Genomic DNA, 15,000 nt, shown 5'->3' with positions numbered 1-15,000 from the left:
CTGTATAACCGATTGTTGTGCTAGTACCTACTTGGGCCCCGTTTCGGAAAATGGTATACCCGGTAACTCCAACATTATCGGTGGATGCTCCCCAACTCAGTGTGACAGAATTCGATGTCTTGGACGGTGATTGCAAATTAGCTGGTGCGGTCGGTGATTGTATGTCAGTCATGCTACCTTGTACGGGAACGAGGAAGTCATCCAGGTTGATATGCCCCCAAGCATCTGAACGATCATCAACAACTTTAATGTACATGGAAGTTCCAATATATGCAGTAGCATCCCAATATCTTTTCGTGTAGCTTTCTGTTTCGCCTTTGTTTCCCTGCCAATTCCAGTAGGTTCCGGGACCCGTTGATCTGAACAATTCTTTGCCATCGGAAGCTCGTATAAAGGCTACATATAACTTATCTATATCGGATCCACCACCAACTAGGAAGCTGACTTGCCCATTACCGCCTAATGTAAAGTTTTGCGACTTAAGAACACCAGTTGCAGTTTCTCCGTTCTGATTACCCAATAGATGATACGTACCTTTGTTGTTGAATGGTTGTGTATCCCAGAAGACCGATTGATTCGAAACTGCCGCATCTGAAAATGCAGTGCCACTTTCAATAATCCAACCGTTTAGATTACCCATTTCAAATCCACCATTTATAATATTTACGGTTGATGAAGGAGCGATAACTGTAATTGAGCTAGTAGCTGTCTTCGCACCATCCCGCGTTTTGGCTGTAATGGTAGCAGTTCCTACTCCCTTACCTGTCACTACACCGTTCACAACCGTTACAACGTTAGGATTGCTTGAAGTCCATGTCACATCTTTGTTTGTCGCGTTTGAAGGAGTTACAGTAGCATATAACGTTTTCTTCCCACCTACCGTTACTTCCAGGCTACCAGGTGTCAGTGTTACTCCACTAGCCGGAGTCTGCACATAAGCGGAATTCATTTTCCAGACCTTTAACGACTTTACGACAATGGAGCTTGTATTCGAATCAGCCCATAATTGCAAGCCTTTAGCGTCGTCACGGCTCGAATAAGTCCGTGTGGTGATGGATTTCAAACCATTCAAATAGGACTCAACCATGGATTTGTCCAGATAAATGTGCAGCTTCACATTTTCGGTTCCTAAATCGACGATACCCTTTTGAATGCCTTTGTTCGTACCCGCAACTGTTTTAGTCCGATCTACTCCGTATTCATCCGTGCTGTTTTTATAGTAAAGCAGAGTCTCTTCTTCCCCATTTGGAGATCGGCGTACCTTGATACCCACTTGATCTGCCGATCCTCTTGCTAGTTCCATTTCAATTTCAAGCGTATCGCCAGATACAGCCGAGAGAGCAGTATTCGCTGTTGCAAAAGATGTATCGGTGGTGATATTCACCAGCTGCTGTCCTCGTAAAGACTCTAACTCGCTAATCGGCTTGATCCCAAGTTTACCGTCTGTCCGGAGATTCAATTCCACTGGCAGACCGGCATTATGTGCCCAACCTGCATCTGAATCTTCTTGAGAGGAGCGTTCACCCTGTGCGATGGTGAACATGATATTTCGACCTGTAACTGGATCTACAAATGCGCTAGGACCGGTAAATTTAAAATCACCGAAATCCATTAGTTGTGGTGACTGCTGATCTGGTGTGAACTTAGTTGTACTGCTGTTCCAGGTGCCGATCCAGTAATAAACTTCGACGTCAGCACCCGATCCGACCGGACTAATCGCAAGCAGATGCTTGCCATTGCCTAAGGGTAACAATACTGGTAGTTCCCATACCGTTCCTAATTGAGGATACGTAGCAGAATTTGATTGATACAATGGCCCCCGGTAAGTCCAATTCATCAAGTTAGGATCTGTCGTGGAATAAACAGCTGCTGTCCCTCCTTGACCCTCAATTCCAGTACCTACCAGCATGAACCATGTCGATCCATCTTTGAACACGTATGGGTCCCTAAATTCACCAAACTTGCCTTGACCAGACTGTTGGGTAACAGCAAGCTTAGATTCTTTAATCCATTTTTTTAGGTCATTGTCTCCATCTTGCTTAACGGTACTACGGGCCACACCGACATTTTGATTACTGTTGATATAGGGTTTGGAATCATTCCCTGCCGTAAAGAATAGAGTTGGGTTTCCTGCATCGTCAACTATCGCGCTTCCCGTCCAGTCGCCATCCGGGTCTACCTGGAACAACTCTGGTGAGACGGCCGGCGGAAGATCACGCCAATGTACCATGTCATCGCTTACCCAATGTCCCCAATGCATATTGTGCCAATAGGGACCCTGCTGATTGTTTTGGTAAAAGAGATGATATTGCCCGTTGTAATAAAGCGGGGCATGAGGCTCGTTCATCCAATGGGCTGGAGCAATAGCATGGTAAGTAGGACGGTATTTATCCCCTTCCAACGTGCTGCGATCAAACGATAAATTAGGAGTAGGGATGTTGCCACCAAGCTGCGTTAAATAATTCTGATACGTACTTTGCACCTCTGCATCACTGACAGAGCCGCTGCTAATCTTCACTTCGTCAATTAGTCCGTTAAACATATTCAAAGGAAACACACCTAGTTGTGTGCTCTGGTTACTCTTCCCAATCAGTAAGTTATTCGTTGAAGGGGTAATTGTGGAGTTAACAGGAATCGCTCGCGAAGCGACTTGCTGTCCATTCAAGTACAACTTCATCGTCCCTTGTGTTCCGTCCACAGTCGCAACTAGATGTGACCATTCGTATTTAGGAAGAGGCTCGTATGCCCACACCTCATACCAATTTCCATTGGAGCCAATTTGAAACGACCAGGTGCCTCCGCGAAATACACCTAACGAAAATCCTTGTTTAGCGGATTTATCCTGCTGATTCACAATTGCAGAAAGAACGCCACTATCTCCCCATTCATAGGCTCGAGGAGCGACCCAGGTCTCAATGGTCATAGCCGTAGATGGCGTAGCAATCGGCGCGTGTGTAACCCATGTTGAGTAGCCATCAAATAATAATGCACTATTGGTGATACCATCCGCTCTCCATTCCGGGGTACTAGAGGGTTTATATATAGCATTATTAAAAACATAATGTACGGAATCGTTCGTATTTCCCACCGTTTCCTTCGTTGCTGTTCCGCTTCCTTCATCAAACCTCCATTCTGCAATTTTAGTGGTAGCCGCTTGGGTATGGTTATACACCGGACATAAAATGAGAACTAAAGGTACAGTGAGCATGATTTTCATCCATTTTTTACGATTGAACACTTCGTTTCCTCCTTATTCATCGTTAAAACTTGTAATCGTTTACTCAAATCCATACAAGATTCCCTTTCTCCCAGACTACCAATGCAAACTAGTGTCTATATCAATCACCTCCTTTCAGACATTTAATAACCTCGATGTTACGTTATATTAGGTTCTCTATAGCACATAATAACTAATTAAACATATTGAAAAAGTAGGTTTTTTGCTCTCGAGCTAGTATAAATCGATCTTCTCTGTATGGCGTAGCGGAGCTTTATAATTGATAAATCCCATTCTCAATTCGTTCAATGCAATATTCGGCAAATTTGTAGTAATCAAACTCTTTATGTTTGTCTTCTTTCGTAAGACCACTGTAAAACAATCCCCACGCAACCTCCCTGACCATGGAAACGTATTTCATACTCTGAAAAATGCGGAAGGTATCTTCTTCGAAATGCCCGAAATACAGCTTCAACCACTCACGCTCTTCTGCTTCACTGAACTGGTTTGTAAACGGAATGAGTGTCAATTCAAAAAATATATCTCCAATTCCCGACAACTCCCAATCTATGATCTGTAGCTTGTCACCTGTATAAATCATATTGCAGAGGAAAGAGTCATTGTGACAGAATTTGTTGTTATATTCTTTATCATTGCTCCGTTGATATGCGATCTTTTCTACCCGGTCCAATATTCTGTTTACACCATCTGGGCGCTTAACTTGAAACGAATCTGCACCCTTCAAATAGCCATGAATCAAGTCATATGGTGTGCATTTTCTGTCCTGACCCTCCATTTCATGTATGAGTTTGAGGCGGTGCATAATCATTGACTTAATATTCTCGTCTGCCAGGTCCTCTTTCTCTAACATTCGCCCTTCGATAAACTCTGTAATCACAAATTGCTCAGGAAAATCACTAGCAATTACTTTAGGAGAAAATCCATCACAATGTGCCTTCTTCATTACTTCTATTTCAGAATGACGGGTCAGATTTAAATATTCATTTTGTTTGCTGTTGATCCGGAGGACATAGGCTTTCTGTTTGGTTAATATCTTAAAAGTTTTATTACATAAGCCACCGTCAAGATTTTCAAAAGACAAAAACTCACTTGCTAATTCTGGTATATTACGTATAATATCCTCAACTTCCATCTTCAAGGTAAATCATCCCACCTCGAATCATATTTTCATTACTTTCTTAGATGGCAAACTGCATCTGCAGCTTGCCATCCAGCTTTCTTAGCTTTGAAAGTAATGATTTTCGATGCCTTACATGTAACTGCCTTACTGGACTGTCAAGTTAGCAATAACCTGTGCACTCTCCGCCCTGGTAACTACATCTTTCGGCACGAATAGATTGTTGCCACGTCCTTTTATAAGTTCCAATGCTTGCGCCTTTCTTACTGCCTCCTGTGCCCAACTGCTAACTGTTCCTTCGTCAGCAAAGTCTTTTAGATTGACAAGCTCTACCTTCGTACCTTTAAGGTACTCATAAGCACGTATGAGCATAACGGCCATTTCTTCCCGAGTAATGGTTGCATCCGGTGCAAATACAGTCTCAGAAAGACCGTTCACTATCCCCGCCTCTGTAGCTGCCGCCACCTCACTGTTATACCAACTTTTTTGCGCCACGTCTTTGAAGGTCGTCACTCCTTGTGCTTTAAGACCAAGTGCGCGCACGATCAAGGTTGTGAATTCCGCTCGCGTCACAGACTTGTTCGGTGCAAAGTGAGTTTGATTAACACCTTCAATAATGTGCTTGGCAGCCATTTTCTTAATAACTCCAGCCGCCCAAAATGAATCGCTCACATCTGTGAAAGACTTATCATAGCTAAGAACTGCATATGTGCTGAAGTGACTAATTTGCGCAAACAGTTTGTTATCGACCAACTCTCCGCCAACATACTCCAAGGAACCATCACTCGCAATATAATAAATGCCGTTCAATTCTTTCATAGATTGATCTAATACATGGAGTCCAATCGAAATGCTCTCGTCAAATTGAGATAATTTTTTCTCTATTCCAGTATTGTCTATGATCGATAGCGAAAATTCGAAAATCCCACCAGCGATAGTCAGATCCACATTTGCTTTGGCTTCCGCTTTCTTCAACAGCTCTTTGTGATCTGCTACAGATATAGGATCCATTTTTAAGGAAATTACCGCATCCTTAAGTTGATCCACCGAGAGGAGATTCTGCAGTTTAAGTATTAAACTACCCGGAATATGGACAGTCACATTATCATTTGACAGCTCAATTACATTCTTTTTGTCTACGGCTGCGTTTGCAGGGAGAAGCACTTGCTTCATATCATTGTCGATCTTGACCAAGATTTTACCATCAAGATTGGCCTCCGGGAGCGTTATAACAATCGGTTTCGGATTGCTCGCTGTCTCTCCAGCGCCTGGATTGCTAGTAGCATTCAACGCCACTGGAACACTCAGATTGTCAAAGTTGATATGTCCAAAGCCACCTGTCCCTTGGTCAACGACCTGAATATATAGGCGCTCTCCTTTATATGCAGATGCGTCCCAAGTTACACGACTATAGGCTTCGTTGTTATTTCCTGTTGCTTTCATCAGAATCTGATTATCGGATGCTCGAACAAGTGCAACATAAAGCTTGTCGATATCCATTCCGCCGCCAACTAGGAAGCTGATTTTACCATCTCCTCCTAATTTAAACGCTTGAGATTTCAGTGATCCTGTTGCAGAATCCCCAAGTTCCGGCGTAAATCCCCACAAATGATATCGATCAGGGTCTTTTGCAACCCAAGCCTGATTAAATGGTCCGCCCCATCCCCAATCGTTAACCTTTACAACTTCCTGATTCGAAAATGATTTGCCCTCTACCGTCCAACCAGACAAGTCACCTTTTTCAAAATCGGCATTTGGCAGCTCGCCAACTGGCGCGGTTTGAGTTTGAGGAGTCGGCCAACTAGCTAGCACCGAGCTACCATAAGCGGAGTCCATTTCCCAAACCTGTAATTTCTGAATGGAAACTGCCCCACCTTCGCTCCATAATTCAAGGCCGAGCGCATCACCACGTGTTGGATAAATTCGGGACGTTATACTATTCTTACCGTTGGCATAGGCCTCAAGCATCGAACGATCAAGATATACATGCAGTTTCAATAGATCCCCATCGAGCTCCATGTTTCCAGATTGTATGCCTTTCTGTACATCAGGATCCAGAGAAGATTTCCATCTATCCAAGCTTAGAAGTTGTTTTTCTGAATCGTAGAAGAGCTTGGTCTCCTCACTGCCATCAGCGGTCTTCCGAAGTGACAGACCTAGCTTTTTCGCGTTGTTAATCTTAGCTTCCAGTACAACCTCTAACGTATCACCCTGCACTTTATTCAGCTTAGCATTAGCCGCTCCAACAGTAGTCTGAGTAAGATCTACCAACTTTTGACCTCGTAGCGATTGCAATTCGGGAATTGGCTCTACACCAAGCGTATCGTCGTTGCGTAAGGATAACACAAGTGGCAATCCTCCGTTATGTGCCCAACCTGCATCATAATGCTGCTGTTCTGTACGACGGTCTTGCGTGATGCTGAATAATATCGAACGTCCTTGTCCATCCACCATCCCGCTAGGCCCTGTAAAGTGTTCACCAAAATCAAATAAGCGAGGGTCCTCGTGATCGGGGATGAATTTGTTATTCTCTTTATCCCAAGTACCAATCCAATGAAAGACGTACTTCACATTATCTGCGTCGTAGTGGTCGAACCACGGATTTATGAAGAAGGCATATTTCATTGTTCCTTTGCTATCTTTGCCCAGTGGAAGCAATACAGGAAGCTCCCATACTTGCCCAGTTTGATGGTATTTCTCATAATCACCTACAAAGAACGGATGTTGATAAGTCCAGTGAATCATATCATCCGATGTATACAGTAATGCAGTACCACCTACGTTTTTGATTCCTGAGCCAACCAATTGGTACCAGGTATCGCCGTCCTTCCATACGTATGGGTCACGGAAATTACCGTACCATACTTCGCCTTCCTCCGCTTGCAAATTAGACGCTTGGGTAGTTACTGGTGATCCGTTATAAACCCAATTCTTCAGGTTGACATCACCGTCATCCTTAAAGGTGCTTCTCGCAAGTCCTGTTGCCTGATTTGGGGTAGCTTTATCATCCCCAGCAGTAAAGAATAACGCGGGATTACCATTGTCGTCGACAACAGCACTGCCAGACCAAACCCCGTCAGGTGTCTCTGAGTTAGCATCCGGAGCAAGGGCAACCGGCATGTCTTTCCAGTGCACCATATCGTCACTCACTGCATGTCCCCAATGAATTTGATGCCAATAAGGACCTTGAGGATCAAATTGATAGAAGATATGATACTTTCCATCAAAGTATAGTGGAGCGTGTGGTTCGTTCATCCAATGCCCTGGCGCAATCAGGTGATACTGTGGCCGGTAACGGTCCCCATCGTAATCCGTGCGATCAAAATCCAAAGAAGGCTTTGGAAGAATACCTCCTTCATAACGGGATGACACGGTTTGATAGTCACTTTGGATTTCTCCTTGAGAGAGGGAACGATTATACACTTTCACTTCGTCAATCATGCCGTTAAACATATTGGCAGTGAAAACCCCGTTAATCAAAACGCCTGAGTTATTTTTACCGATCATAAAATCTTTGTATGCTGGAGAAATAGGCAACTTCTTCTCAGAGGTTGCTGTACCCACCACTTCACCATTCAAGTACAGCTTTAACTTCCCATCAGTTCTACTGTAGGTAGCAGCGACATGAGACCACTCGGATTTTTTAAGAGGTTTATCATCAGTTGCCCATACCTCCACCCATTTCCCATTAATACCCACCTGGAATGACCACTCTCCATGACGGCCCATTCCTAAGATGTAACCGGTGCGGTTATCACTGTCATATTGATTTACAATGGCAGAAAGTTTTCCTTGGTCACCCCACTCATAAGACCTTGGTGCAACCCAAGATTCTATGGTGATTTCATCCGCAGGTTTAGCGATTTCATTTACAGGTCTGTTGACCCAAGTAGAATATCCATCGAAAAGCAATCCCTTACCGACTATGCTGTCTCTCCATAAAGGTTCGCTGTTCGGTTTATATTTGGCATCATTAAATACATAATTAACCGCATCCTTCTGATTACGAACCGTATCACTAGCGGTTGTACCTTTTCCTTCATTAAAGGACCAGTAGCCGATTAATCCTGATCCTTTCACCTGAAAATCATCAACATTGATATGTCCAGTAGGGTCTTGATCCACAACTTGAATATATAACTCCTGGCCAAGATACGGCGTTGCATCCCAATTAATTTGGGTGTACGCTTCCGACTGATTTCCTGTCGCTTTCATCAGTACAGAATTATCTGAAGCACGTACTAGAGCCACGTAAAGTTGGTTTTTATTGGCTCCGCCGCCTAAAAGAAAATGGATAAAACCATTTCCGCTCAACCTGAAGGGATTGGATGTTAAGGTACCGGTCTGCTCGTCGGCTCTGCCATAACCGGATACATGATAGGTACCTTCTTGACCGAATGGCTTTAAATCGTCACTATAAGTAGCCTCATTTGTCACTGCACCATTAAAGGCATCTCCTTTCACCATCCAGCCACTTAAGTCACCAGTCTCGAAGCCTGGATTTTCAATGAAATCTGGTGTGGATGAGTTTAAGTTTGTTGCTAATACGCCTTCTGTCGGAACAGATTCATGGTAGGTAAAGAAAGCATCAGCAAAAATCATACCCCAATCCGAAGTGGCATTATCAACAATTTCAAGATACAGATTCTCATCAAGGTGCTTAGACAAATCTGCTTTGTATTGAACCATATTGGCAAGCCGCATACCTTGCTCAATATCCGGGAAATTGACATCCTGAAATTCCGTATTTCCGTACCTAGCGATCAACTCATCTGTATCCGCATTGTATACGTCAACGTGTACAAGATCAGTGTTTTTACCTCCTCCAAGCTTAAACGTCATCCAGCCTGAGCCGCCCAAAGTGAATGTAGATGAACGCAGGACTCCTGTTTTCTGCTCATCATACATCCAACCGTCAAGATGGTAGTTGCCTTCTTGATTAAATGGGATGTTTTCGGCCCACCATGTCGCATCACTCGAGACACTGCTCGGTCCAAATGCGTCGCCAGAAACAACCGTCCAACCTAATAAGCTACCCGACTCGAAGCCAGGATTGCGTAACTCATATCGAACAGGCGTATACAGATTTTTGGCCAAAACACCATCAGTCAGTGTACTCGTAAGGTAGGTCTTAAAATCGTCGGCAAAAATCACACCCCAGTCAGCTGTTGCTTCATCAACGATCTCAAAATATAGATTCTCACCTAGGTACGATCGCAAATCGGCTTTATACTGCACCATATTAGCCAGTCGAAGGCCCTTGTCAACATTAGGGAAATTAATATCAGCAAATTCGGTGTTTCCATAACGTGCTACAAGCTCACTGGTATTAGCATCATATACATCGATATGTACCAAATCAGTATCCTTACCCCCGCCTAATTTAAAGGAAATCCATCCGCTTCCACTTAATTTAAATGTAGTAGATCGCAGTTTCCCCGTCTTATCCTCCGAATACTTCCAACCATTCAGATGATATTGACCTTCCTGGTTATAGGGGATCTGCTCATCCCAGTAGGTCGTTTCATTAGATACACTGTCTGGACCGAAAGCTTCTCCCTCAACAACGGTCCACCCGCTCATATCCCCAGTTTCGAATCCAGGGTTTTCAATTTCCTTCACACTCGAGTCGTACAAATTATCGGCTCTAACGCCCTCATTTGGTTTTGTTTCATAGTAAGTATTGAAAGAATCAGCAAACAGTAGTCCCCAATCGGTAGTTCCGTTATCCACGATATCGATATACAAATTTTGACCAATATAAGAGCTTAAATCTGCTTTATACTCAACCAGGTTAGCTAAACGCAAGCCAAGGTCTACATTTGGAAAGTTGTCGGCATTCCATTCCGTATTTCCGTAACGAGCAATCACTTCACCTGTGTCTGCATTATGGATTTCAATATACTCCTGGTCTGTATGTCTGCCTCCGCCAAGCATAAACGTAATCCATCCAGAACCATCCAAGGTGAAGGTTGAAGATCTTACCCTTCCCGTTGCTGCTTCTTCAGCCTTCCATCCATTTAAGTGGTATATTCCTTCTTGTTGATATGGAATGTTTTCAGCCCAGTACATTGTTTCATTAGATACACTGCCTGACCCGAATGCGGTTCCCTCGATAATAGTCCAGCCCGTCATATCTCCGGTTTCAAAACCGGGATTCTCAATGGTATTTGCATAAACCGAAGAAGTCGATACCGTATCGCTAGTATCCGCAGGTGTGATTTCTTCAGCATAGACGTTGCCAACACCGCTACCAAGACTTGTCGATAAAATTAAGGAAGATATTAAGAAGTGGAAAAGCTTTGAACGAGTTTTCCTTTTTAACACGAGTCTACCCCCATTTTCCCTCATAATAGCGCTTACATTTTGACGGATTAAATTCTCCCCATCTATACGGACTCTTGTCAATGTATAGTTGGAGAGAACTAACTACTGCTTATTTCATTAATGCTTTCTTTGCTAAAGCTAATGCACCACACAAACCTGCACTACCTCCAAGAGAAGGCGGAACAATATAGGTTTCTAAATCGGAAGCAAAAACAGGATGATCTACATAACCGTTTAAACGCTTTTTCACTTGTTCTCTTATCAGCGGGAACAAATGCTTTTGGTTCATAATGCCGCCACCTAAGATGATTATCTCTGGCGAAAGAACGAGAATGTAGTTTGCTAATGCTTGACCAATGTAGAAGCTCTCCAACTCCCAGGCAGTATGAGAATCTCCCAATAGCATGGCTTTAGTATTCCATCTCTTCTCTACCGCTGGTCCAGAAGCCATTCCTTCTAGACAATCGCCATGATAGGGACAGTTTCCAGCATAACTGTCCATCGGATGACGATTCACGACGATATGCCCCATCTCTGGGTGCATCAATCCGTGCACCAGATTCCCTTCAACGATCGCGCCCACACCAATCCCCGTTCCAACCGTCATATATAAACAGTTACGAAGTCCAGCTGCCGCCCCCCATACAGATTCGCCTAAGGCAGCCGCATTCACATCGGTATCGAATCCAACTGGAATATCCATTCTTTGCTTAATATGATCCAGAATTCGATATCCGCTCCAGTATGGTTTTGGTGTACTCGTGACCGAACCAAAAGCAGGACTTAAAGGGTTTATATCGATAGGCCCGAAAGTACCCACTCCTATTGCCACGATGCCTTTGTTAGAAAAGAAGGACATGGCCTGATCCATAGTCACTTCAGGTGTTGTGGTTGGAATGGATATTCGTTCTATGATTTCACCATCAATAGTACCTATTCCACAAACAAATTTAGTTCCTCCGCCTTCAATAGCCCCCAGTAACATATCATTTCACCTCCTAACCAAATACCGGCTCATACGAATAGATCGATTGGAGCGGATGAAAGTCCAGTCGATGAATGGTTGCTTCACCGCCGCAGGTATACAGCTCCAACCCTACACTTGAAGGATCCGGGAATATCTGATCAGTAATGACCAGCTCTCCATCATTAGCAAAAATCTCAACGGAAGAATGATCGATGAATAAGTGAAGACGAATACGACCTTCAATAGGTTCGAGCTGAACATCATGCCTGCATGCAAATTGATTATGAAATCCACTTTCACCTGATTCGCAACGATTAACAAATAATCTTTTCTCAGCTCCACGATAACCGACTACTGTCTTTTCGGTATCCGATGACCGAAGATTAAATCCGACTTCCTCTACATGATCTACTTCAATTTCACAAATCAGCTCGTATCTTTCGCCATTGAGTCCTGCCAGCAAATTACCTCCAGGACGAATGTTAATATCTTCCCAATGTAGACTCTTACCCTGTTCTCTCAATAACTGGAGTGCCGGAATAGGTAACTGCACAATTTGAATACCGGAAGGTGTGTGGCGCAGCCGTAACTCTCTCGGAAGCGTCATGGCACTTCGCCATTCCTGTGTCGGCGTCAAATTGGCATATTTCCAATTGCTCATCCATCCAATAAACAGCTTCGCTCGATCTGGTCGTTGAACATCTGACCATGTGACACCGGCATAATTATCACGGCCGTGATCAAGCCATAGGATACTGTCGGAATTGTTTTCATTTTTAAAGCTTGTACCATCGAACTCCCCAATGAAATACTGGGTTCTGGAGCCCTCGGTATAATCAGGATGATCTCCGATGCTGAGAATAAGCACCCACTTGCTCTCACCTTCTGTACCCTCAATTGGCAACTCGATCAGATCTGGGCATTCCCAGACACCTTCATGAGAACCTTCCTGCATACCAAATTCACTTGCAAACGTCCAAGTCTTTAAGTCATAAGAAGCATAAAATTGAACACGATCTCCGGCAGCCAGAACCATTACCCAATGCTGCTTCTGCTCATACCAAAATACTTTTGGATCGCGGAAGTCAGTATACTCCTCGTTCACTAATACAGGGTTGTTCTCGTACATCGTCCAGCTTCTTCCTTTATCCGAACTGTACGCCAAACTTTGCCTCTGTCTTGGACGATCAGAGTCCGGATACTGGTCTGCTTGAGTGAAAAGGGCAACGAGACCCGGTTGGCCACCGAAGAGACCGCTGCTGTCTTTCCAATCTACAACAATGCTTCCGGAGAAGATAAAACCGTTATGATCTGGCTTCATTGCGATCGGCATGTGCTCCCAATGTACAAGATTCGAACTGATTGCGTGTCCCCAGTGCATCGGTCCCCAGGTGGTCCCATTCGGATGATATTGATAAAAGAGATGATACTCACCTTCAAAGAAAACCATCCCATTGGGGTCATTCATCCAATTTGCCTCTGGTGTAAAGTGAAATTGCGGTCGGTATCTTTGATCCATGATTTGAGTTGTCAATTCGTGTTCATCCTTCCATTAGAAAGCAAAAGCCTTATCTTGCAGGAACAACAAACCGGAACAACAGCGCATTGCTCCGGTTTGTTCTGTGCGTTATTTGCAGGTTTTTATCCGGCTTGCTTTAAGTATTGTTTTTCTTGAAATCGTCATAGCCCTTTTGATAAATTTGGAGCAGTTCTTGCAATCCGATTTGATCAAGTTTCTTCAAGTAACCATCCCATTCTTTATCAACGCCGCCATCCATGAGCCATTTTGCTTTCATTTGCTTTGTATACTCTTTGAGTTGTGTCTCAATTTGGTTGATCTTGTCCAGATCTTCTGCGGAGAAGAATACGAAAGGATAATTTTCTTTCACTTGATACGGGAAGTAATACTGTTTCAGTTCGTCCAGCCGTTGCTTAGCACGCGGCTCCATATCGACGAGTGTACCAAATTCATCGTTCGTAATTACAGTCGGTCCGCCTGGTGCCACTTTAATGCGGTATTCACCAGCTGTCGTGCCAGCTGGAACCGGCAGGTTTACTAGTTTACCGTTCTCTTCCTTGTATACTTCTCCAATCGGTCCCCAATGTGCTTGAATAGCCGTTTTTGGATCATACAACTGATCAGCCCAACGCGCAGTAATTTCCGGTTGCTTGTTCGCTTTTGTAATAACGAAAGAATCGCGGGAATACTCCGAATAGTTCGTTTTGCCGATGACGACTTCGCCTTCGTTGTTTTTGAGAGGTGGCATCAAAACGTAATCTTTCATTCGATCTTCACCAACAACTTCTGGACCTTCCCACCATATGAAAGAACCAAGCGTCTCGTCAGCGGTTTTACCTTTGGCTTTCAACTTCTCGGCATCCATACTAGCGATCTCCGGATCGATCAATCCTTCTTCATACCATTCATGGTAGTACGCAATAGCTTCCTTATATTCTGGAAGTGCCAGCGAATATTGAACCTTCCCGTCTTTTACAATACGGTGATCTTCCGTCGTCACGTCTGGCGCTCCAAACATGCCCAGCAGGTCTCCTTCATTCCCGCACCAGCCTTGGAACCACCAAGAGAGAGGGATTACTGTTCCCTTTCCGTTTACATTGTTGTCTTTGAACGCCTTTAAAGCATCATGATACTCTTGCAGCGTAGTTGGTACCGGGAGACCTAACTGATCCAACCATTTCTTATTAATAAACATCTGATTAGGCATGCCGATCAGGTTCATTTCTTCAGCATATGGCAAGGAGTAAATATGCCCGTCAGGTGCCGTTACCACAGCTTTCAAATCAGGGCGAGTCTCGAACAACTTCTTCAAGTTAGGCATGTACTTCTCAATCAAATTTTCCAGAGGAATTATGGTTCCTTCGCTGCCATATTTAATTAAGTCGTAGTCAGAGAACTGTGCATTATAGAATGCATCTGGAAGATCATCCGTAGCGAGGAGCAGATTCTTCTTTTCTTGGTAGCCGTCGCTCGCAATATTATTCCAATCAATATGAACATTGGATTGCGTCTCAAGGTTTTTGAAAAACGTCATGTCTCCGAAGCTTGGGGCTAACGGATTTTTAGGAGATACAAATTTGAGTGAAACTTTATCCTGCACAATTGGATACCCTGTCAAGTTAATATCACTCACTGTGGTTGCATTGCCATTTTTGGACGAAGATGATTCCGGATCATTTGAAGACTTGCCACATGCTGTAAATACCAGGCTTGCAGAAACTAACAGAAATAAGGTTGAAGCATACCTTCTTTTCATTTCAATTCCTCCCGTTTTTTCTTTTTTAAAACAACCGCCCTTAGAATTCGCTCGCCAAAGTTATTCTTACATTGAC

The 15,000-nt window shown here is 43.8% G+C and carries 6 protein-coding genes; all 6 read right to left on the bottom strand.

Going from position 1 to position 15,000, the window contains the following annotated elements; all coding sequences use genetic code 11:
• Positions 1-3,238 (bottom strand): GH32 C-terminal domain-containing protein (locus QQK89_RS16280; protein ID WP_284239681.1); only part of this gene is annotated, 3,238 nt, incomplete at its 3' end.
• 253 nt (positions 3,239-3,491) lie between these two features.
• Complete coding sequence (locus QQK89_RS16275) at positions 3,492-4,370, bottom strand: phosphotransferase (RefSeq protein WP_284239690.1); 879 nt, start codon at positions 4,368-4,370, stop codon at positions 3,492-3,494.
• 132 nt (positions 4,371-4,502) lie between these two features.
• Positions 4,503-10,682: an S-layer homology domain-containing protein gene (locus QQK89_RS16270; protein ID WP_284239680.1), complete on the bottom strand. Its 6,180-nt coding sequence runs from the start codon at positions 10,680-10,682 to the stop codon at positions 4,503-4,505.
• 109 nt (positions 10,683-10,791) lie between these two features.
• Positions 10,792-11,667: an ROK family protein gene (locus QQK89_RS16265; RefSeq protein WP_284239679.1), complete on the bottom strand. Its 876-nt coding sequence runs from the start codon at positions 11,665-11,667 to the stop codon at positions 10,792-10,794.
• 13 nt (positions 11,668-11,680) lie between these two features.
• Positions 11,681-13,168 (bottom strand): glycoside hydrolase family 32 protein, encoded by a 1,488-nt coding sequence (locus QQK89_RS16260; RefSeq protein WP_434481699.1) that lies wholly within the window; start codon positions 13,166-13,168, stop codon positions 11,681-11,683.
• 136 nt (positions 13,169-13,304) lie between these two features.
• Positions 13,305-14,924: an ABC transporter substrate-binding protein gene (locus tag QQK89_RS16255; protein ID WP_284239677.1), complete on the bottom strand. Its 1,620-nt coding sequence runs from the start codon at positions 14,922-14,924 to the stop codon at positions 13,305-13,307.
• Positions 14,925-15,000: the final 76 nt, after the last annotated feature.

The sequence above is a fragment of the Paenibacillus glycanilyticus genome, assembly GCF_030161375.1.
Classification (GTDB): domain Bacteria; phylum Bacillota; class Bacilli; order Paenibacillales; family Paenibacillaceae; genus Pristimantibacillus; species Pristimantibacillus glycanilyticus_B.
Note: the sequence above shows the minus strand (reverse complement) of the source record. Positions and strands in the feature narration are given on the sequence as shown.